This is a genomic window from Paraburkholderia sp. D15, assembly GCF_029910215.1.
Classification (GTDB): Bacteria; Pseudomonadota; Gammaproteobacteria; order Burkholderiales; family Burkholderiaceae; genus Paraburkholderia.
Genome location: NZ_CP110395.1, coordinates 3456661 through 3478465, shown reverse-complemented (window position 1 = coordinate 3478465; position 21805 = coordinate 3456661). Strand labels below are relative to the sequence as shown.

The window sequence follows — 21805 nt, the reverse complement described above, 5'->3', positions numbered from 1 at the left end:
CGTAGGCAAGCAGCGATGATTAACCCGGCCACCCGTCACGACAGCGCAACCGCCGGACCGGATGGGTCCGCGAGGACCGAGGCGACCGAGGCGATCGATGCGCCTGATGCGGCAATCGCAGCGACCGCGTCGCCCGCCGCGCAGCGCGGTTGGACCAAGACCGTCGTACAGGTGCTGTTGAAGCTCGCGTACCCCGCGCTGATCCTGTGCGCGTGGCGCTGGGACACGCCGCGCTACGTCGGCTGCATGCTGTTCGCGATCCTGTGGCTGCAGCGCTGGGCCGGCAGCGGGCCGGTCGCGACTTCGCTGCGGCGGCTCTCGTCGATCGACTGGACCGTGGTCGGCTTGCTGAGCTGCGCATCGGCGGCGATCGTGTTCACCAATAGCGAGTTGCTGTTGCGCCTGTATCCGTCGCTCGTCAATCTGGGGCTGCTGATCGCGTTCGGCGCGACGCTCGTGCGCGGGCCGTCGATGATCGAAAAATTCGCCCGTCTCGGCAATCCCGATCTGTTGCCGGGCGCGGTGCGCCACACGCGGCGCGTGACCCAGGTGTGGTGCGTTTTCTTCGCGCTGAACGGCGCGTTTTCCGCGTATACGGCGCTGTACTGGAGCCGCGCGAGCTGGTCGCTGTATAACGGCGCGATCGCTTATGGGCTGATCGGCGTGCTGCTGGTGGCCGAGATCGTCTGGCGCTATCTGGTGGTGCTGCCGCGAGCCGCGCGGTCGGAGGCGGCATGATTGCATTGCACGATGTGTTGTCGGCGGTGCTCGATACCCCCGGGTTGCAAACGCCCGTCTGCCGCGACGCGCGCACGACGCTCGACCGCGCCGCATTCCGCGCGCGCGTGGCGCAATTGATCGATCTGCTGACGACGCGCGATGCGCGTCGTTACGCGCTCTGTATCGACGATCCGTTCGATTTCGCCTGCACGCTGTTTGCGCTGTTCGCGTGCGGCAGGGAGCCGGTGATTCCGGCGAACGCGACGCCGGGTTATCTGGCGGATCTCGCCGATGCGTACGACGCGATGCTGACGGATGCGGACTTGCCGCCGTTCGCGTGGCGCGGCAACGACACCGCGAGCGCTGGTGCAGCGAGCGACGGTGCAGCGAGCCACGAGGCCGCCGAGCCGACGCCGATGGCCGCAGCGAGCCCGCACGCAAACGACGTGGCCGCCGACGCGCATGGCACGGCCGCGCCGCACAACGCCCGCATCATCGACCCGCACGCTCCCCTCACGCTCTACACCTCCGGCAGCAGCGGCACGCCGAAGCCGATCCGCAAGACCCTCGCGCAATTCAACGCCGAGGTACACACGCTGGAGCGGCAGTGGGGCGCGCTCGCCGGCGACGCGACGATACTCGCGAGCGTGCCGCATCATCACATTTACGGCCTGCTGTTCCGCGTGCTGTGGCCGCTGGCGGCGGGGCGCGCGTTCGACCGCGAAATCAGCCTCGAACCGCTGCATCTGCAAACGCAGATCGCGCGCGGCGGCGCGACGGTCGTCGTCTCCACGCCCGCGCAACTGTCGCGCTGGCCCGCGTTGCCGGGTTTCGCCGCGTTGACGCCCGCGCCGCGCGCGTTCTTCTCGTCGGGCGGTCCGCTCGCGCTGGACGCCGCGCGGGAATACGCGGCAGCCTACGGCGCCGCGCCGTTCGAAATCTACGGCAGCACGGAAACGGGCGGCATCGCATGGCGTCGTCAGGACCAGACCGATGCGTGGCAGCCGGTGTCCGGCATCGAAGTGCGTCGCGACGAAGACGGCGCGCTGAGCGTGCGTTCGCCGCATCTGGATCACGACGGCTGGCATCGCACCGACGACCAGATCGCCGTCGAGGCGGACGGCCGTTTCCGTCTGCAAGGCCGCCTCGACCGCGTGCTGAAACTGGACGGCAAGCGCGTGTCGTTGCCTGAACTCGAAGCGCGTCTCGCCCGTCATCCGTTCGTCGCGCAGGCGGCGCTCGTGCCGCTCGAAGGCGCGACGCGCGATCGCGTCGGTGCAGTGGTGGCGCTGACCGAAGCGGGCAGCGCGGCGCTGTGCGACGAAGGCCGCGTCGCGCTCGCGAAAACGCTGCGCCGTCATCTCGCCGATTACTTCGACGTGGTGGTGTTGCCGCGTCACTGGCGTTTCCGCGTGACGTTGCCGTTCGACGCGCGCGGCAAGCTGCCGGTCGCGGCGCTCGCGGCGGCCTTCGAGCCGCGCGGCGAGGGCATGGAAGTGCTCGCCGAAACGCGCAGCGGCGACACGCTGCACTACGACCTGCGCGTGCCGCCGTCGCTGTCGCATTTCGCCGGCCATTTCCCGGGCCTGCCGATTCTGCCCGGCGTGGTGCAGGTCGACTGGGCGATCCGCCTCGCGGCCGATCATCTGCCGGGCGCGCGCGCGGTGGCGTCGGTGGACCGGCTGAAGTTCATGGCGCCGGTGGCGCCGGGCGCGGTGCTCAAGCTCACGCTCGCGCACGACGCCGAGCGCCGCCGCGTGCAGTTCAGCTATCGGCTGAGCGGCCGCGAATGCGCGTCCGGCGCGATTCACTACCGGGAGCACGCGTGATGAAGTTCGCCGCGTGCATCGTCATTCCGATCTACAACCACAAGGACGCGATCGGCACGACCGTCGCGCATCTCGCGGTGCACGGTCTGCCATTGTTCGTCGTCGACGACGGCAGCGACGCCGCGACCCAGCAGGTGCTCGCGGAACTCGCGCGGCAGTACGCGGACCAGTTGACGCTGCTGCGTCTGCCGGTCAACGGCGGCAAGGGCGCGGCGGTGATGGCGGGCCTGCGCGCCGCGTATCGCGCCGGCTACACGCACGTCTTGCAGATCGACGCCGACGGTCAGCACGACGCGACAGATGTGCCGCGTTTTCTCGATGCCGCGCGCGCCGAACCGGGCGCGGTGATTCTCGGCCGCCCGGTCTACGACGAAAGCGTGCCGAAGGCGCGTCTCTATGGCCGCTATCTGACGCACGTGTGGGTGTGGATCGAAACGCTGTCGCTGACGATCCGCGATTCGATGTGCGGGTTCCGGCTGTATCCGCTCGCTCTGGCGTGCGAGTTGATCGACAGCGTGCGCCTGCCGACGCGCATGGATTTCGACATCGAAATTCTGGTGCGGCTGTACTGGCGGCGCGCGGCGTTCCGCGCCATTCCGACCCGCGTGACCTACGCGTTCGACGGCGTGTCGCACTTCGACGTGCTGTGGGACAACGTGCGCATCAGCCGCAGTCATACGCGGCTCGTGTTCGGCATGCTGTGGCGTCTGCCGATGCTGCTCGCGCACAAGTTCATGCCGCGCCGTGGCGTGCTTGCAGAGGCGCATACGCAGGGTCAAACCCAACCTCAAACCCAACCTCAGCCGCACTCGCACGCCGATCGCGGCGCCGGCAGCGAACCCGATACCCAGGCGAGCGCCGGCCAGCAGGACTGGTGGCGCATCGCCGAACGCGGCAGCCACCTCGGCATGTCCTTGCTCGCGCTGAGTTGCAAGCTGTTCGGCCGGCGCTTCACCGCGCTGTGGCTGCATCCGATCGTCGCGTATTTTCTGTTGACGGGCCGCGCGGCACGCGAGGCGTCGGGCAACTACTTCCGGCATCTGAACGCAGCCGCGCCGCACGGCGATACGCCGCGTCCCGGCTGGCTGTCCGCCTATCGCCACATGCTGGCGTTCGCGCAGTCGGGCTTCGACAAGCTCGCGGCGTGGTCGGGCCGCGTCGGCAACGCCGACGTCAAGTTCGAGGACCCGTCGGCCTTCCAGGCGCTGGCCGCGAGCGGCAAGGGCGCGCTCGTGATCGGCGCGCATCTCGGCAATCTGGAAATGACCCGCGCACTCGCCGCGCAGGGCGCCTATGCAAAAGTCACCGCGGTCGTCTACACCGAACACGCGCGGCGTTTCAACAGCGTGCTGGCGTCGGCGAACAGCGAGTTCGCGCGCCACCTGCTCGAAGTGCGCGACTTCGGTCCGGAGACCGCGATGCTGATGCAGGAGCGCGTCGATGCCGGCGAACTGCTGGTGATCGTCGGCGACCGCGTGCCCGCGCACGAAGCGGGCCGTACCACCGAGGCGCGCTTTCTCGGCGCGACCGCGCCGTTCGCGCAAGGCCCCTATGTGCTCGCGCATGCGTTGGGCTGCCCGGTCTATCTGTTTTTCTGTCTGAAAGAGCAGGACGGTTACCGTCTGTACTTCGAGCCGTTCGCCGAGCGTATCGACCTGCCGCGCCGCGACCGCGCACAGCACCTCGCGGCATGGGCGCAGCGTTACGCCGCACGGCTCGAACACTATTGCCGCAAGGCCCCCTACCAATGGTTCAACTTCTTCGATTTCTGGGCCAGCCCCAAGCGAGGCGCGAATGGCCGAACATGATCTGATCGACACGCCGGCGGACGGCGTACCTCTGCAGTCGAACGCGAACGCAGCAGCGAACGCAGCGCCAAACGCAGCGGCAAACACCGTGGCGAGCGCACAGGACGCCGTCGTGATCGGCGCACGCAAGCTGTCGATCGAAGAGGTCGTGGCGATTGCGCGGCAGCGCGTGCCGGTCGCGTTGAGCGCCGATCCGGCATGGCGCGCGCGCATCCAGCGCGGCGCGGATTTCCTGCGCCGTCATCTGGCCGCCGGCGCGACCGTCTACGGCGTGAACACCGGTTACGGCGACGCGTGCGTGGTCGACGTGCCGATGGAGCTGGTCGAAGCGTTGCCGCTGCAACTCACGCGCTACCACGGTTGCGGCATGGGCCAATACCTCGACGACGCGCAGACGCTCGCGGTGATCGCCGCGCGTCTGAATTCGCTCGCGTACGGTTTTTCCGGCGTGCGTCCGGTGCTGCTCGAACGGCTCGCCGATCTGATCAATCATCGCGTGTTGCCGCGCATTCCGGCGGAAGGCTCGGTCGGCGCGAGCGGCGATCTGACGCCGCTGTCGTATGTGGCCGCCGCGCTGGCGGGCGAGCGCGACGTGCTGTTCGAAGGCCAGTTGCGCGACGTGCGCGACGTCTGGCAGGAACTCGGCCAGGCGCCGCTCACGCTGGCGCCGAAGGAAGGTCTCGCGCTGATGAACGGCACGGCGGTGATGACCGGCCTCGCGTGTCTCGCGTTCGCGCGCGCCGATCATCTGACGCGGCTGACCGCGCGTCTCACGGCGCTGTGCACGGTGGCGCTCGACGGCCGCGCCGCGCACTTCGACGCGATGCTGTTCGAAGCGAAGCCGCACGTGGGCCAGGCCGAAGCGGCCGCATGGATTCGCGACGATCTGACGGGCCGCGACGATACGCCGGGCCACCGTTTGCAGGACCGCTATTCGATTCGCTGCGCGCCGCATGTGATCGGCGTGGCGCGCGACGCGCTCAGCTGGGTGCGTCGCGACGTCGAGAACGAACTGAACAGCGCGAACGACAATCCGCTGATCGATCCCGACAACGAACGCGTGCTGCACGGCGGCAACTTCTACGGCGGCCATATCGCATTCGCGATGGATTCGCTGAAGGTCGCCGTCGCCAATCTGGCGGATCTGATGGATCGCCAGCTCGCCTTGCTGGTCGACGTGAACTTCAACAACGGTTTGCCGCGCAATCTGACGGGCGCGGCGCCCGCGCGCGCGCCGATCAATCACGGCTTCAAGGCGGTGCAGATTTCGTCGTCCGCGTGGACGGCCGAGGCGCTGAAGAACACCATGCCCGCGAGCGTGTTTTCGCGCTCCACCGAGGCGCACAACCAGGACAAGGTCAGCATGGGCACGATCGCCGCGCGCGACTGCCTGCGCGTGCTGGAGTTGACCGAGCAGGTGGCGGCGGCGCACACGCTGGCCACGGTGCAGGCCGCGCGTCTGCGCTTGCGCATCGATGGCGACACGCCGGTGCCCGCGCCGTTGCAAGGCTTCATGGAACGCGTGAGCGCGCTGTCGCCATTCGTCGATGAAGACCGCGCGCTCGAACACGAACTGCGTGCGCTGACCGCGCGGATCGCCGCGTGCGATCTGCTGCACGACTACACGGGAGCGCAGGCATGAGCGAAGCCCGCAAGCTGCCGAGCGCGAGCGCGTTGGTCGAAGTGCCGTTCCACGACGTCGACGCGATGAACGTGTGCTGGCACGGCCACTATCTGAAGTACTTCGAGATCGGCCGCGCGGCGCTGCTGCGCACCTTCGATTACGACTATCGCGAGATGCAGGCGTCCGGCTATTTGTGGCCGATCGTCGAGGCGCATCTGAAGTACGTGCGGCCGGCTACCTACGGTCAGCAGATCGAAGTGCGCACGCAACTGCTCGAATACGAAAACCGCCTGAAAATAGGCTATGAAATCGTCGATTGCGCGTCGGGCACGCGTCTGACGAAAGGCTTCACGATCCAGGTCGCGGTCGAGGCGGCCACCCAGGAATTGCAGTTCGTGTCGCCGCCCGTGGTGTTCGACAAGCTGGAGCGCGTATGGGGGCAATGAGCTTGCGCAGGGTGACGCGTAGCGGTGCGATCGTGCTGGCGGCGCTGGGCGTGCAGGCTGGCGTCGCGTGGCCGGTGTCCGCGATGGCAGCGGCGGCGCAGACTGGGGAAGCGCCGCCAGCCGCGCAGGCCGCGCACGCAACGCCGTCGTCGACAGCGGGCAACCCCGCGCTCGTCTCGCAGATCGCCGCGCATCTCGCACAGGCCAGGGGCGTGCGCGCGCAATTCACGCAGACGCAGACGCTCGCGGCGATGAAGCAGCCGCTCGTCAGCACGGGCTCGCTGCTGTTCTATCGCGAACGCGGCGTGATCTGGCAGATCGACACGCCGTACAAAGCCACTTATGTGATCACCGACGCGGGCGTGACGGAAGTCGACGCGACCGGTCATCGCGTGAACTCGCACGGCGCCCAGGGTGCGCGCGGCGTCGCGCAGGTATCGAAGATGATGCGCGCGATGCTCGGCGGCGATCTGTCCGCGCTGTACTCGCAGTTCGACGTGCAGGCCGAAGGCAGCGCCGCGCAGTGGCGCATGCGCCTCACGCCCAACCAGCCGCAGATCGCGCAGTCGATCAAGGGCCTGGAGATGAGCGGCGGCGACTATCTGCAAAGCCTGCGCATCACGCTGGCGAGCGGCGACGTGACGAAGCTCGACTTCGCGAAGAGCGCGGCGGTTTCCGAACTCACGCCGGCCGAGCGCGCTCTGCTCGGAGCGCCTTGATGGACGTGCTGCAACAGCGGTCCGCGAAACACGCGTGGGGCATGCGCGCCGCGTGGCTGCTGCTCGCGCTGTGCGCGGCGCTGTACTGCGGCTGGCGTTTCGCCGGACCGTCGCCGTTGCAGACCAATGTGCTCGCGCTGCTGCCCGCCACCGAGGCGGACCCGGTCGCCGAACAGGCGGTCGATACGCTCGCGAGCGCGCTTGGCGATCGCACGGTGTTTCTCGTCACCAGCCACGACGACACGCATGCGAAAGCCGCGGCGAAACTGCTCGGTGCGTCGCTGCAAAAGAGCGGGGCGTTCGGCTCGGTGACGGCCGAATTGCCGCCCTTCGACCTGTCGCGTATCACCGCGTTGTATCTGCCGTACCGGTTCGGTTTGCTGAGCCCGGCCGACCGCGCGGCCCTATCGGCGAACGACGGACCAGGCGGCGCGCCATCCGGCACGCTGCACGACGCGCTCGCGCAGCGCCTCTACAGCCCGATCCACGGCGGCCTGACGACCCAACTCGCCGACGATCCGTTCGGCTGGCTCGAACATTGGCTCGGCGGCCTGCCGCTCGCCACCTCGAATCTCGAACTCGAAGACAACCTGCTGGTCGCGCATCGCGGCGAGTCGACGAGCGTGCTGATCGTCGCGACCTTGCCGGGCTCCGCGTACGAAACCAAAACCCAGCACGCGGTCCTCGACGCGCTCGCCCAGGGCGAGCAGCAACTGCAGCAAACCTTTCCCGACGTATCGGTTGCGCGGACTGGCGCGGTGTTCTACGCCGAATCGGCGCGCAGCGCGTCCGAGCACGAGGTGCATCTGATCGGCGTCGCGTCGCTGTGCGGGATCGCGCTGCTGATGCTGTGGGTGTTCCGCTCGCCGCGTCTGCTGCTGCTCGGCTTCGTGTCGACGGCGCTCGGCATCGTCTGCGCGCTGGCGGTGACGATGCTGGTGTTCGGCAAGCTGCACCTGCTGACGCTGGTGTTCGGCGCGAGCCTGATCGGCGAGGCGGTCGACTATTCGATCCAGTACTTCGTGGTCTATCTCGGCGCGGGCCGCGACTGGGACGCGCGGCGCGGCGCGCGCGCGGTGCGTCCCGCGCTGACGGTCGCGCTGGCCACCAGCCTGCTCGGCTACGCGATCCTCACGTGGGTGCCGTTCCCGGCGCTCAAGCAGATCGCGTGCTTCGCGATGGCGGGCATCACGACCGCTTACGCGTCCGTGTTGTGGCTGCTGCCCGCGCTGCTCACGCGCGCGCCGAAGCGCAGCCAGCGGCGTCTGTTCGCGGGCGCCGCGCGTGTGCTGAGCGTGTGGCAACGGACCATCGGCGGACGGCGCGCATGGATCGTCGCGGCGCTGCTTCTGGTTATCGCGGTGCCGGGCTGGCTGCGTCTGACCAGCGACGACGACATCCATCTGCTGATCCAGCGCGATGCATCGCTCGTCGCGCAGGAGGACAAGGTGCGCGATGCGGTCGGCGTGGATAACAGCGCGCAGTTCTTCGTCGTGCGCGGCGCGTCGCCCGAGGTGGTGCTGGAGCGCGCGGAAGCGCTCGGCGCGCGGCTCGACGCGTTGAACGGCACGCGCGATCAGGTCGGCAGCTATCAGTCGATCGCCCAGTTCGTGCCGTCCGCGAAGCGTCAGAGCGAAGACCGCGCGTTGCTGGCGCGCGAGGTGTTCGCCAACCCCGCCGCCTTGCGCGCGACGCTGCTGCAGGCCGGCTTCAAGGACGCCGTCGCCGACGCGTGGATCGCCGCGTATGCGCAGCCGCAATCGCCGTTGACGGTGGACATGTGGCTCGCCGTGCCGTGGTCGCAGCCGTATAAACATCTGTGGCTCGGCGAAGTCGAGGCGAGCACGAAGGCCTACGCCGCCGTGGTGATTCCGCAAGGCGTGACGCCGAAGAACGAAGCGGCGCTGATCGCGATCGCGCAGGCGTTGCCGGGCGTGGCGTTCGTCGACAAGGCGGCGAGCGTGTCGAAGCTGTTCGGCGAATATCGCGTGGATAGCGGTTGGTGGCTCGGCGGCGCGCTCGCGCTGGTGCTCGTTCTGCTGATGTGGCGCTATGCGCCGAAAAGCGTGCGCGCGACGAGCGCCGCCGACATAACTAACGCCGCCGCCGCCGCCGCCGCCGCCGCCGACGCCGATACGTCGAACGAACGCATCGCACTGCTCACTCGCGTCGGCGAGCGTTTGCGCGGCGGCATCGCGGTCACGCTGCCGGTGCTGCTCGCCGTCGGCGTGACGCTCGCCGTGTTCGGCTATGCCCGCGTGCCGCTCAATCTGTTCAACTGGCTCGCGCTGATGCTGGTGCTCGGCGTCGGCGCAAACTACGCGGTATTTCTGCGCGAAGGCTGTCTGCGCGCGGAGGCCGATCTCGGCGCGGTGTGGACCGGCGTGCTGCTGTCGGCGGCCACCACCTTGCTGTCGTTCGGCATGCTCGGCATGAGCGCGATGCCCGCATTGAAAAGTTTTGGCGCGACGCTCGCGCTAGGCATTCTCGTCTCGGTGCTGCTCGCGCCGATCGGCATGCCATCGGAATCAAGGAGGGTCGCATGAAAGCGCCATCGGTTTATCTGCATGCCCTCGGCATGATCAACGCGCTCGGCAGCGACCTCGGACAGATCGTGCCGGCGCTCGCCGCCGCGCAAGCGCCCGGCATGGCCAGCGCGCACACGGGGATCGGCGAGGCCTTCGTCGGTAGCGTGCTGGCGCCGCTCGATCTCGCACCGGCCGCCGGACTGGCCCGTTACGACTGCCGCAACAACCGCCTGCTGCTGGCCGCGCTCACGCAGATCGCGCCGGCTGTCGAGGCCGCCCGCGCCCGCTACGGCGCGCACCGGATCGGCGTGGTGCTCGGCACCAGCACGTCGGGCATCGAAGCGGCCGAAGCCGCGTTCGTCTATCAGGCGCAAGCGGGCAATCTGCCCGCCAACTTCAACTACCGGCAGATGGAAATCGGCACCGCCGCGCCGTTCGCCGCCGCCGCGCTCGGCGTGCACGGGCCGGCGTTCACGATCTCGACCGCGTGCACGTCGAGCGCGAAAGCCTTCGCGTCGGCGCGGCGTCTGCTGCAATTGCAGCTGTGCGACGCGGTGGTGGTGGGCGGCGTCGATTCGCTGTGCGAGTTGACGGTGCAGGGTTTCGCATCGCTCGAATCGACCAGCACGGTGCGTACCAATCCGATGAGCCGCAATCGCTGCGGGATCAACGTCGGCGAGGGCGCGGCGGTGTTCCTGATGAGCCGCGACGAAGCGGCCGTGCGCCTCGCGGGCGTGGGCGAGTCGAGCGACGCGCATCATATTTCGGCGCCCGACCCGCAGGGCGTGGGCGGCGAACTCGCGCTGCGCGAGGCGCTCGCCGATGCGGGCGTGCCGTCCTCGGCGATCGGTTACGTGAACCTGCATGCCACCGCCACGCGCAAGAACGACGAGATGGAAGCGGGCCTGATGGCGCGCGTGTTCCCGGACGGCGTCGCGGCGAGCGGCACCAAGCCGTTGACCGGTCACCAGCTCGGCGCGGCGGGCGCGACCGAACTGGGTTTCGCGTGGCTGACGCTGGCGCGCGACGGCGTGCCGTTGCCGCGTCACGTCTGGGACGGCGAGGCCGACCCGGCGTTGCCCGCGCTGGATCTGGTCGACAGCGAACGCTTTCTGCCGCGCGGCGCGGCGTCACAGTACGCGATGAGCAATTCGTTCGCGTTCGGCGGCAGCAATGTCAGCCTGATCCTCGCCCGGTGATGCTCGGATGAACACGCCACTCACTTCATCGCTCACTTCGCCTCTCATCTTGCCTCTTACGCACGCACAACTGCTGCAACAGCCGATCGAGGCGATCATCCCGCATCGCGGCACCATGCTGCTGATCGACGGGGTCGATGCGTTCGACGAAGACACGCTGACCGCGCGCGCCACCGTCGACGCCAGCGCGTGGTACGCGGACGCCGACGGTGCGATGCCCGCGTGGATCGGCATCGAACTGATGGCGCAGGCGATCGCCGCGCACGTCGCGTTGCTGGCCATGCGCGGCGGCGGCCGCGCGCGTCCCGGCGTGCTGCTCGGCTCGCGCAGCTACAAGGCGCTGCAACCGGCGTTCGCCGGCGGCGCGCGGCTCGCGATCCGCATCGTCGAACTGCTGCGCAGCGAAGAAGGCCACGGCGCGTACGAGTGCACGATCCATCACGGCGACGGGCAGTGCGCCGAGGCCGTCATCAAGGTCTTTCAACCGCCCGATTTTCAGTCATTCATCGAAGGGAGTTTCAGTTCATGAGCCGGCGTGTTCTCGTTACCGGCGCAAGCCGCGGCATCGGCCGCGCGATTGCGTACAAGTTGGCCGCCGACGGTTTCGCCGTCTCCGTGCATTGCCGCACGGGACGCACCGAAGCCGAGGCGGTTGCGACGGGCATCGCCGCGCAGGGCGGCACGGCGCGCGTGCTGCAGTTCGACGTGCGCGAGCGGGCGGCCTGCCGTGAAGTGCTCGAAGCGGATGTGGCCGCGCACGGCCCGTACTACGGCATCGTCTGCAGCGCGGGCGTGACCCGCGACGCCGCGTTTCCCGCGCTCACCGAGGAAGACTGGGACGTGGTGATCGAAACCGGTCTCGACTCGTTCTACAACGTCGTGCATCCGCTCACCATGCCGATGGTGCGAGCCCGCAAGGGCGGCCGCATCGTCACGATCGCGTCGGTGTCCGGCGTGATGGGCAATCGCGGCCAGGTCAACTACAGCGCGGCGAAGGCTGGCCTGATCGGCGCGACCAAGGCGCTCGCCGTCGAACTGGCGACGCGCAACATCACCGTCAACTGCGTGGCGCCGGGGCTGATCGAGACCGGCATGCTCGAAGAGCTGCCACTCGAACACGCATTGAAGACGGTGCCGATGAACCGCGTCGGCCAGCCTGCCGAGGTGGCGTCCGTGGTCAGCTTCCTGATGTCGGATGCGGCCTCGTACGTCACGCGTCAGGTGATCGGCGTCAACGGTGGGATGGTGTGATGAAACGCGTCGTCATTACCGGCATGGGGGGCGTGACCGCTTTCGGCGATAGCTGGGATGCGGTCGAGACGCGCCTGAAAAGCGGCACGAACGCAGTGCGGCGGATGCCCGAGTGGGATTACTTCGAATCGCTGCACACGCGGCTCGCGTGTCCGCTGCCCGAGTTCAAGCTGCCCGCGCACTATCCGCGCAAGAAGACCCGTTCGATGGGGCTGGTCTCGATGTATTCGGTGCGCGCGAGTGAACTCGCGCTCGCCGATGCGGGCCTCGCCGACGACACGAGCATCAAGGACGGCCGCATGGGCGTCGCGTACGGTTCGTCGTCGGGTTCGGTGCAGCCGATCCGCGCGTTCGGCACGATGCTCGAAACCGGCTCGATGGGCGACGTCACGTCGAACAGCTACGTGCAGATGATGCCGCACACCACGGCGGTCAACGTCGGCCTGTTCTGGGATCTGAAAGGGCGGATCATTCCGACCTCGTGCGCGTGCGCGTCGGGCAGCCAGGCGATCGGCTACGCGTACGAAGCGATCCAGACCGGCAAGCAGACGCTGATGCTGGCGGGCGGCGCGGAAGAGATGTCGGGCCCGGCGGTGGCCGTGTTCGACACGCTGTACGCGACCAGCACGCGCAACGACGAGCCGCATCTGACGCCGCGTCCGTTCGACGCCGCGCGCGACGGCCTGGTGGTTGGCGAAGGCGCGGCCACGCTGGTGCTGGAGGAGTATGAGCACGCGGTGGCGCGCGGCGCGCGGATTCACGCGGAGGTGGTCGGCTTCGGCTGCAACTCGGACGGCGCGCACATGACGCAGCCGACCGCCGAAACCATGGCGCTCGCGATGCAACTCGCGCTGCGCGACGCGCAATTGCCCGCCGGTGCGATCCAGTACGTGAACGCGCACGGCACGTCGACGGATCGCGGCGACATCGCCGAGAGCCACGCGACCGCGCAAACCTTCGGCGAGCGCATGCCGATCAGCTCGCTGAAGAGCTACGTCGGCCACACGCTCGGCGCGTGCGGCGCGCTCGAAGCGTGGTGGACCATCGAGATGATGAAGCGCAACTGGTATGCGCCGACGCTGAACCTGAACCAGGTCGATCCGGCCTGCGCGCCGCTCGACTACATCGTCGGCGCGGCGCGCGAGATCGACGCCGAGTACGTGATGAGCAACAACTTCGCGTTCGGCGGCATCAACACGTCGCTGATTTTCAGGCGCGTTAGATGAGCGGTGCGCTGCAACGGGTCGTCGTGACCGGCATGGGGATCGTCTCGTGCCTCGGCAATACGCTCGACGAGGTGGCCGCCGCGTTGCGTTCGGGCCGCTCGCGGGTTGAGCGCGTCGACGTGTGGCGCGAGCGCGGCTTCGGCTCGCAGGTCGCCGGCATGGCGTCGGTCGCGCGGGAGACGCCGTTCGAGCGCAAGCTCGAACGCTTCATGGGCGCTACCGCGCGCTTCGCCTGCCACGCCACGCGCAAGGCGATCGACGACGCCGGCCTGACGGCGGCGCAGGTGCGTTCGCCGCGCACGGGCGCGGTGATCGGCTCGGGCGTCGGCAACATGCAGAGCTACGACGCGGCCATGCTGATCGCCAACGGACGAGGCGTCGACAAGGTGCCGCCGTATGTCGTGCCGCACGCGATGAGCAGCACCGCGTCGGCCAACGTCGCGCAGGTGTTCGGCGTGGAAGGCGTGAGCTATTCGCCGTCGTCGGCCTGCACGACGTCGGCGCTCGCGATCGGTCAGGCGATGCAGTTGATCCAGACCGGCCGTCAGCAGATCGTGCTGGCGGGCGGCAGCGAATCGCTGCACGACAACATGACGCTGATGTTCGATTCGATGGGCGCGCTGTCGCGCGGCTTCAACGACACGCCGCAGCGTGCATCGCGACCGTACGACACGGCGCGCGACGGCTTCGTGATCGCGGAAGGCGGCGGCGTGCTGGTGCTCGAAGCGCTCGATCATGCGCGCGCGCGGGGCGCGCGTATTTACGCCGAGCTGACCGGCTACGGCGACTGCACCGACAGCGCGGGCATGGTCGCGCCGCGCGCCGTGGGGATCGCGCGCGCGATGCGCGGCGCGCTCGGCGAAGCGGGCAGGCGGCCGGACTACATCAACGCGCACGCGCCGTCGACGCCGCTCGGCGACGTCGAGGAACTCCGCGCGATGAAGGACGTATTCGGCGAAAGCGGCGGCGTGCCGGCGTTTTCGTCGACCAAGGGCATGACCGGGCATCCGCTCGGCGCGTGCGGCGCGCATGAGGCGATCTACACGTTGCTGATGATGCGCGATGGCTTTATCGCGGCAACGGCGGGCATCGAGACGCCGGACCCGGAGCTGGCCGGTCTGCCGCTCGTGCGCGACACGCGCGACGCGCGGATCGGCACGGCGATGTCGGTGTCGTTCGGGTTCGGCGGCAGTTGCGCGAGCCTGATGTTTGAGGCCGTTTGAAGCGTTTGAAGCGTTTGAAGAGCGAAGAGGCGGCTGACGTAGCGAGCCGCGGGATCGATGAATACCCGATAAACACTCGATAAAAAACCGAGGGCAATAACAATGAAAACGACGTATCTAGCAGCGGCGCTGACGGCCGCGTCCCTGACGCTGGCCGGTTGCGCGACGCAAGTCACGCAGGTGCCGTTGAACGCGGCCGGCGGGCAATCCGGCGGCGGCCCGGTGCATCTGGGCGCACCGTCGAAACCGAACGCCGACGGCGCACAGCCGGCCGACAGCGTGCAGGTGTATTTCGGCCGGCAGGATCATCCGGCGGTGACGAGCCGTCTCGGCGACGTGTCGTTCTCGGTGCGCATCGCTCGCAAGGTCGCGACGCCGGAAGGCGCGTGCCACGAGGCGCTCGCCGAGGCGGTGCGCAAGCTGCGCGCTGCGGCGCTGGAGCGCAAGGCCAATGCGGTGATCGACGTGAGCACGCGTTTCCATAGCACCGAGACCGACTCGTCGACGGACTTCACCTGCGGTGTGAGTCCGAGTGCCGCGGCCGTCGCGGTGAAGGGGCAACTGGTCGTGCTGGGCAACAACTAAATCAGCCGGAATGGCAGGTAGCCCGAATCAGGCAGTAGGCAGTAAGCCGTGCAATGCAGTCAAGTCAGTCGAAGTGAAATAGAACTCACCATAGCAACAATAACGACGAAGGAGTCTCGATGAAACGCCAGATGATGTTTGCAGCACTGATCGCCACATTCGCCACGCTGGGCAGCGCACCGGCATTCGCCCGCGACACGGTCGCCAACTATCCGGTCGACCAGGCCTTGCAGAGCGAGCCGGGCAAGGTCGGCAGCGATATTGGCCTGTATTTCGCGGGCCAGCGTCATCCGTCGGTGGCGAAAACCATGGGTAATTTCGCCACCAACAAGAAGACCAATGCGTTCGGCAAGAGCGATCTGGAAGCGTGCCAGCACGTGTTCCTGTCGGCGGTGATCGAGTTGCAGGATCGCGCGCGCAAGGAAGGCGGCAACGCGGTGATCAACATCAAGAGCAACTACAAGAACGAAGTGCGCGAGAGCGCGACCGAGTACACCTGCGGCGCGGGTGCGGTTATTGCGGGTGTGGCGTTGACGGGTGACGTGGTGACGTTGCGCGCGAAGTAAGCAGGGCTGGACAAAGGCGGCGGCGCGCAACACGGCCGCCGCGTTCCGAACGGTTTCGACCGGGCGGTCTCGCTCAGGTGGTCTCGCTCACGCGGTCTTGACCGCCGCGACATTGACCAGCGTTTCGCGACGCTTGCCGGGTTGAGGATGGGTCAGGCCGATCCGTTCGAACAGACCGAAGTCCTTCGCGCGGCTCCACCACAGGTAGGGCAGCGACACGTTGCGCTCGCCGAAGCTGAAGCCGCCCTGGCGGATCATGTCGAGGTAGCCGTCGGCGCTCTTTTGCACGTGCATCGGATGACGGAACAGCAGCCGGATCACCCACGACTTGATGTACGCGTCGGTGGATTCGGCGAACAGCAGCACGCCGCCTGGCTTGAGCACGCGGCGGAACTCGGCGAGCGCACGCTCCTGCTCGACGAGGTGGTGAAAGGTTTGATGACAGAACACGATGTCGGCGCTCGCATCGGGCAACGGCAACTGCGCGCAGTCGCCGTGCAGCACGTCGATGTCCGCGCATTGCGCGCGGCAGGCGCCGGCGGCGTTGCGCGCGAGCGCCAGCGATTCCTCGTGGAAATCGATGCCGACGATGCGCTGCGGCTTGAATGCGTCGGCGAGCAGACGGAACGAGATGCCCTGGCCGCAGCCGACGTCGGCGATCACCGGCGCTGCCGGCAGCGGCGTATCGATCAGGCGTTTGAGGTCGTTGATCGCGACCCGCAGAACGTGGTGTTCCCACGTGTAGGTACGCAGGAACCAGATGCCGAAGGCCGTTTCGGGCACGTAGGGCACCTTGCGCGCGTCAGGCACGCTGGATGACTCGGATGGCGACACGTTGGACTCCGCGGCGGATATTGTTTTTCGCTGCCCCGGGTGCACGAGCGTCGAGGCGTCTGGCGGGTGATTGTAACGAGAAGTAAGGATGCAGCGTAACGCTGCGCATGGCAACAAACGATTGAGGCTAACTTGAGCAAACACATGTCAGAGCGCACGACCGTCGATGTCGCGATCATCGGCGCCGGTCCCGCGGGGGCGGTCGCGGCGGCGCTGCTGCGCAAAGCGGGCCGTTCCGTGCTGGTGCTGGAGCGGCAGCATTTCCCGCGCTTCTCGATCGGCGAGAGCCTGTTGCCGCAAAGCATGGCCTACCTGGAGGAGGCCGGCATGCTGCAGGCCGTGGTCGAGGCGGGCTTTCAATACAAGAACGGCGCGCACTTCATCTATCGCGACCAGTCGTCGGCGTTCGACTTCCGCGACAAGCATTCGCCGGGCTGGGGCACGACCTACCAGGTGGAACGCGCGACCTTCGACGACATCCTGATCCGCTGCGCGGCACGGCAGGGCGCCGACGTGCGCTTCGGGCACACGGTGCGCGCGGTGCATACGGGCGACACGCCGCTCGTCGACGTGCTCGACGAAGCCGATCGCGCGTACCAGGTCGAGGCGCGTTTCATTCTCGACGCGAGCGGCTTCGGCCGCGTGCTGCCGCGTCTGCTGAATCTCGAAGCGCCGACCCGCATGCCGACCCGCGCGGCGATCTTCACGCACGTACAGGACGGCATTCCGTTCGGCGTCACGGATCGCAACAAGATCTGCGTGGCGACGCATCCGGAGCGCCGCGACGTGTGGTTCTGGATGATTCCGCTGGCGGGCGGACGCTCGTCGGTGGGCTGCGTGGCCGAGGCGAGTTTTCTCGACGTGCCCGAAGCGGAGCGCGATGCGAAGCTGCGCGCGTTGATCCGGCAGGAACCGACCTTCAACCGCCTGATCGGCGAGGCGCCGTTCCTGATGCCGGTGCGGCATATCGGCGGCTATGCGGCGAACGTCGAGCGGCTGCATGGGCCGGGCTATGCGCTGCTCGGCAATGCGGGCGAGTTTCTCGATCCGGTGTTTTCGTCGGGCGTGACGATCGCGCTGCGCTCCGCGCATCTCGCGGTGCAGACGCTGAACCGGCAGCTCGACGGCGAATCGATCGACTGGTCCGCCGCCTACGATGTGCCGTTGCGCAAGGGTATCGATACGTTCCGCGCGTTCGTCGAGCGGTGGTACACCGGCGCGTTGCAGGACATCATCTTCTATCCGGACCAGACGCCGTCGATCCGCCGGATGATCAGCGCGGTGCTGGCGGGCTACGCATGGGACGAGTCGAATCCCTATGTGGCCGATCCGGTGCGGCGGCTCAATGCATTGCACGAGATCTGCACGATGAAGTGAGCGCGCTTCCCGTTCGCACTCGTCCGCTCGTCTCGCCGGAAAGACAAACGGCGCTTCAATCTGCATTGAAGCGCCGTTTTTCCATGCGCGCGGCCTGTATCTGTCACGGGCCGCGTGCATGTCAGCATCACGTCACCACATCGTCACATCGTCACATCGCGATCACGCTGCGATCTTCGCCACGCGCGGCGCGTGCACGCGCACGTCGTCGCGGCGATGCACGCGCTTGCCGGCCGCGTAGGTTTCGTAGATCGCGCGGTCGTCGCCGAGCAGCGCGAACGCGAACAGCAACTCTTCCAGCGATTCGGTTCGCGCGGTGCGGCGCGCGAGCAGCGGCGTCGCCTGCGGATCGAGCACGACGAAGTCGGCTTCCGACTTCGGCTTCAGCGTGCCGACCTTGTCCGCGAGGTCGAGCGCTTCGGCGGCGCCGGCGGTCGCCAGATAGAACATGCGCGTGGCCGTCAGATGATGGCCGGTCAGACGCGCGACCTTGTGCGCTTCGTTCATGGTCTGCAGCATCGAGAACGAGGTGCCGCCGCCGACGTCGGTGGCCAGCGCGATCGGCAGGCCGGCTTCGTCGGCCTTGTCGAAGTCGAACAGACCGCTGCCGAGGAACAGGTTCGAGGTCGGGCAGTGCGATGCGACCGTGCCGGTTTGCGCCATGCGCTTGCGGTCTTCCTCGTCGAGGTAGATGCAGTGGCCGTACACCGCGCGGCGGCGCAGCAGGCCGTAGTGGTCGTAGATGTCCAGGTAGCTGCGGTGGCCCGGGAACAGGTCGGCGACCCACTTCACTTCGTCGGTGTTTTCCGCGACGTGGCTCTGGATGAAGATGTCCGCATGCTCCTTCGCCAGCACGCCGCACGCTTCCAGCTGCGCTTCGGTCGAGGTCGGCGCGAAACGCGGCGTGAGCGCGTACATCTGGCGGCCACGGTTATGCCAGCGTCCGATCAGCTCGGCGCTGTCGTCGTAGCCCGATTGCGCGGTGTCGCGCAGGAACTCGGGGCAGTTGCGGTCCATCAGCACCTTGCCGGCCACCATCCGCAGATTGCGCGCTTCGCTCTCGGTGAAGAGCGCGTCGGCGGATTCCTTGTGGACCGTGCAGTACACCAGCGCGGTGGTGGTGCCGCATGCGAGCAGTTCCTCGACGAAGAAGCTCGCCGTGTCGCGCGCGTACGCCGGATCGGTGAAGCGGCGCTCGGTCGGGAACGTGTAGGTGTCGAGCCACGGCAGCAGACCCGGCGCCGGCGACGCGATCATGTCGGTCTGCGGATAGTGGATGTGCGTGTCGATGAAACCCGGCACGATCAGCTTGTCGCGCATTTCCTGCACCGGGGTGCCGGGCGCGAGTTGCGAGGCGAGCGCCGCATAGGCGCCGGCCGCGACCACATGACCGTCTTCGACGATCAGCAAGCCGTCCTCGTTGAAGACCGCCGCATTGGGCGATTGCGCGGGATCGCCGTTGAAAGTCAGCAGTTGCGCGCGGAATGCCGATTGGCCTGCTTTAGCCGATTGAGTCATGGAAAAACCGTCTCCGATTGTGGGAAGCTGAACAGCGCGGCGACGGTGCGAAAGAGCGCTCCAGAGAGCTGCGAGCCGCCGCCGGCTGCTATACGTCAGCCCGTCAGTGCGGGCCGTCTGGGTGCCAGTGCGCGTCGAGCTTCGCGATCAGTTCGCTGCGTTGCCCGGGCGTGACGAACGACGCTTCGAAGCTGTTGCGGATGATCGTGTAGACCTCGGCATCGTTGAGCTTCAACGCGTCGATGATGGCGAAATAATTGGCGTTCACGTAACCGCCGAAATAAGCCGGATCGTCGGAATTCACCGTGACGGCGACGCCGCGATCCAGCAGATCCTTCAAGGTGTGTTGGGTCATGTCGTCGAACACGCACAGCTTCAGGTTCGACAACGGACACACCGTCAATGCGACGCGCGCGTCGGCCAGACGCGTGACGAGCGCCGGGTCTTCGATGCTGCGCACGCCGTGGTCGACGCGATCCACCTTCAGCAGATCGAGCGCTTCATAGATGTACGACGGCGGCCCTTCCTCGCCCGCGTGCGCGACGAGCTTCAGGCCGAGCTCGCGCGCCTTCGCGAACACGCGCTCGAACTTCGACGGCGGATGGCCGCGTTCCGACGAATCGAGTCCGACGCCGATCAGGCGATGTTGGTACTGCTCGAACAGCGGGCGCGCTTCCTCGAAGGTGGCGAGCGCGTCTTCCTCGGACAGATGGCGCAGGAAGCACAGAATCAGCTTGCTGGTCATGCCGCGCTGTTCGGCCTCGGCGAGTGCGCGTTCGATGCCGGCGACCGCGGTCGCGATCGGCACGCCGCGCTCGGTGTGCGTCTGCGGATCGAAGAAGATCTCGCTGTGAATCACGCTGTCGGCGAGGCAGCGTTCCACGTACGCCATCGTCATGTCGTAGAAGTCCTGCTCGTGCAGCAGCACGCTCGCGCCCGCGTAGTAGATGTCGAGGAACGATTGCAGATCGGTGAACGCGTACGCGGCGCGCAAGGCGTCGATCGAGTCGTATGCGAGCTTCACGCCGTTGCGCCTGGCCAGCGCGAAAATCAGTTCGGGTTCGAGCGAGCCTTCGATATGAATGTGCAGCTCGGCCTTCGGCGCGCGCGCGGCTTTGTCGGCGAGCGGCGTCGGGGTTGCTGCCGTTGCCGGGCTTGCAGGGTTCGTGTTCGTCATGGTCATGGTCGGTCAGGAGTTCGTTGGAGTCGGTTCGCGCCGGATGCGGGCGCCGCTGCTCGATGGCTGTCGGACAGGGCGCGGGGTGTCGAACCCTGTCAGACCGCGTGCGCGTGATGCAGACTCGCATTCGCCTCGACGGCTTGCAATACCTGCGCGGCCGCCGAGATCGCGATGATCTCCGGCGACTTGTCGACGATGCCGTCCACGCCGAGCGGACATTTCATCCGCCCGATCAGCGCGGGGTCGAGACCGCGCGCCGCGAGCCGGTGTTCGAACTGCTTGCGCTTGCTGTGCGAGCCGATCATGCCGAAGAACGCGAAATCGCCACGCCGCAGAATGCGCTCGGCCAGTTCGAGGTCGAGCGCATGGTTGTGCGTCATCACGATGAAGTACGTATTCGGCAGCGCCTGGTCGATGGCTTCGTCGGGCGCGTCGTTCGGATCGATTCGCACGTTGGGCGCGTGCAGCGTGTCCGCGGGCGGAAACTGCGCGTCGCGCTCGTCTACCCAGCGCACCGCGCAGGGCAGCGTGGCGAACACGCGAACCAGCGCGGCACCCACGTGGCCGGCGCCGAACAGCACGACCGAAAAGTCGCCTGGCGCGATGGTCTCGGTGAGCAGCGCGCCGCTGTCGTCGAAACCGGCGCCGTCCCACAACAGGCAATCGGCGCCGTCGACGCCCGGCTCGGGGTCGGACAGCATCACCGCATCCGGTGCGGGGCCGAATGATACGCTACGCACCGTCGATTGGCCGGCGGCCACGCGCTTCGCCAGCGACGTGATCCAGCCGAGATCGCCGACATCGAGGCGTTCGAACGCGACGATCACCGCGCCGCCGCAGCACTGGCCGAGGCTCGGGCCGAGCGCGAAACGCTCCAGCCGGCGCATGTGCGGCGCGCGCATGCCGTCGCGCAGCACCTGACGCGCGCTCTCGATCGCTTTCCATTCGAGGTGGCCGCCGCCGATCGTGAATTTCGCCGACTCGCGCGTGACGATCATCTTGGTGCCGGCCTCGCGCGGCGCCGAACCTTCGACGCGTGCGACCGTCACCAGCACGGCGGCGTCGCCGTGCGCGAGCAGGTGTTGCAGTTCAGGTAGCCAGGCTTGCATCCGGCGGTTCTCCATACGTGGCCGCGCGGGGTGTCCGGGCGGCCGGTTGAGGGTGGTCCGATG

General features: G+C 67.7%; 19 protein-coding genes. 15 read left to right on the top strand and 4 right to left on the bottom strand.

Annotation, left to right across the window (positions count from 1 at the left end; translation table 11 throughout):
* The first annotated feature begins 15 nt into the window (after positions 1-15).
* The 14 genes from LFL96_RS14980 (at position 16) to LFL96_RS14915 (ending at position 15724) form a co-directional block, all read left to right on the top strand.
* A complete protein-coding gene (locus LFL96_RS14980; protein ID WP_280995995.1) occupies positions 16-738 on the top strand; it encodes a hypothetical protein in 723 nt (240 codons plus the stop codon).
* Complete coding sequence (locus LFL96_RS14975; protein ID WP_280995994.1) at positions 735-2549, top strand: AMP-binding protein; 1815 nt, start codon at positions 735-737, stop codon at positions 2547-2549. The genes LFL96_RS14980 and LFL96_RS14975 overlap by 4 nt, the downstream gene beginning before the upstream one ends.
* Positions 2549-4357: a glycosyltransferase family 2 protein gene (locus LFL96_RS14970; RefSeq protein WP_281000767.1), complete on the top strand. Its 1809-nt coding sequence runs from the start codon at positions 2549-2551 to the stop codon at positions 4355-4357. The genes LFL96_RS14975 and LFL96_RS14970 overlap by 1 nt, the downstream gene beginning before the upstream one ends.
* Positions 4344-5999, top strand: a complete 1656-nt coding sequence (locus LFL96_RS14965; RefSeq protein WP_280995993.1) for an aromatic amino acid ammonia-lyase — start codon at positions 4344-4346, stop codon at positions 5997-5999. Before LFL96_RS14970 ends, LFL96_RS14965 begins: the two co-directional genes overlap by 14 nt.
* On the top strand, positions 5996-6427 hold the full coding sequence (locus tag LFL96_RS14960; RefSeq protein WP_280995992.1) for a thioesterase family protein: 432 nt from the start codon (positions 5996-5998) through the stop codon (positions 6425-6427). The genes LFL96_RS14965 and LFL96_RS14960 overlap by 4 nt, the downstream gene beginning before the upstream one ends.
* Positions 6424-7146, top strand: coding sequence for an outer membrane lipoprotein carrier protein LolA (locus LFL96_RS14955; RefSeq protein WP_280995991.1), 723 nt, complete (start codon positions 6424-6426; stop codon positions 7144-7146). The genes LFL96_RS14960 and LFL96_RS14955 overlap by 4 nt, the downstream gene beginning before the upstream one ends.
* On the top strand, positions 7146-9692 hold the full coding sequence (locus tag LFL96_RS14950; RefSeq protein WP_280995990.1) for an MMPL family transporter: 2547 nt from the start codon (positions 7146-7148) through the stop codon (positions 9690-9692). Before LFL96_RS14955 ends, LFL96_RS14950 begins: the two co-directional genes overlap by 1 nt.
* The gene (locus LFL96_RS14945; RefSeq protein WP_280995989.1) at positions 9689-10873 is read left to right on the top strand and encodes a beta-ketoacyl-[acyl-carrier-protein] synthase family protein; all 1185 of its coding nucleotides are present in this window, start codon (positions 9689-9691) and stop codon (positions 10871-10873) included. The genes LFL96_RS14950 and LFL96_RS14945 overlap by 4 nt, the downstream gene beginning before the upstream one ends.
* 49 nt (positions 10874-10922) lie before the next feature.
* A complete protein-coding gene (locus LFL96_RS14940; RefSeq protein WP_280995988.1) occupies positions 10923-11402 on the top strand; it encodes a hotdog family protein in 480 nt (159 codons plus the stop codon).
* A complete protein-coding gene (locus LFL96_RS14935) occupies positions 11399-12124 on the top strand; it encodes a 3-ketoacyl-ACP reductase FabG2 (protein WP_280995987.1) in 726 nt (241 codons plus the stop codon). The genes LFL96_RS14940 and LFL96_RS14935 overlap by 4 nt, the downstream gene beginning before the upstream one ends.
* Positions 12124-13350, top strand: coding sequence for a beta-ketoacyl-ACP synthase (locus tag LFL96_RS14930; protein ID WP_280995986.1), 1227 nt, complete (start codon positions 12124-12126; stop codon positions 13348-13350). Before LFL96_RS14935 ends, LFL96_RS14930 begins: the two co-directional genes overlap by 1 nt.
* Positions 13347-14573, top strand: coding sequence for a beta-ketoacyl synthase N-terminal-like domain-containing protein (locus tag LFL96_RS14925; protein WP_280995985.1), 1227 nt, complete (start codon positions 13347-13349; stop codon positions 14571-14573). Before LFL96_RS14930 ends, LFL96_RS14925 begins: the two co-directional genes overlap by 4 nt.
* Before the next feature lie 102 nt (positions 14574-14675).
* Positions 14676-15158, top strand: coding sequence for a signal peptidase (locus LFL96_RS14920; protein WP_280995984.1), 483 nt, complete (start codon positions 14676-14678; stop codon positions 15156-15158).
* A gap of 119 nt (positions 15159-15277) precedes the next feature.
* A complete protein-coding gene (locus tag LFL96_RS14915) occupies positions 15278-15724 on the top strand; it encodes an excinuclease ABC subunit A (protein WP_280995983.1) in 447 nt (148 codons plus the stop codon).
* Positions 15725-15811: 87 nt separating this feature from the next.
* Here LFL96_RS14915 and LFL96_RS14910 read toward each other — a convergent pair whose 3' ends face one another.
* Positions 15812-16558 (bottom strand): class I SAM-dependent methyltransferase, encoded by a 747-nt coding sequence (locus LFL96_RS14910; RefSeq protein WP_280995982.1) that lies wholly within the window; start codon positions 16556-16558, stop codon positions 15812-15814.
* Positions 16559-16690: 132 nt separating this feature from the next.
* Here LFL96_RS14910 and LFL96_RS14905 point away from each other — a divergent pair, with 132 nt between their 5' ends.
* Positions 16691-17935, top strand: a complete 1245-nt coding sequence (locus tag LFL96_RS14905) for an NAD(P)/FAD-dependent oxidoreductase (RefSeq protein ID WP_280995981.1) — start codon at positions 16691-16693, stop codon at positions 17933-17935.
* A gap of 162 nt (positions 17936-18097) precedes the next feature.
* Here the strand turns inward: LFL96_RS14905 and guaD are convergent, their stop codons facing one another.
* From guaD to xdhC, 3 genes are all read right to left on the bottom strand, one after another.
* Positions 18098-19453 carry a guanine deaminase gene (gene guaD / locus LFL96_RS14900; protein ID WP_280995980.1) on the bottom strand — a complete coding sequence of 452 codons (1356 nt, stop codon included), beginning with the start codon at positions 19451-19453 and terminating at the stop codon, positions 18098-18100.
* A 103-nt stretch (positions 19454-19556) separates the two neighbouring features.
* Positions 19557-20630, bottom strand: a complete 1074-nt coding sequence (locus LFL96_RS14895; protein ID WP_280995979.1) for an adenosine deaminase — start codon at positions 20628-20630, stop codon at positions 19557-19559.
* Positions 20631-20728: 98 nt separating this feature from the next.
* Complete coding sequence (xdhC, locus tag LFL96_RS14890; RefSeq protein ID WP_280995978.1) at positions 20729-21742, bottom strand: xanthine dehydrogenase accessory protein XdhC; 1014 nt, start codon at positions 21740-21742, stop codon at positions 20729-20731.
* Positions 21743-21805: the final 63 nt, after the last annotated feature.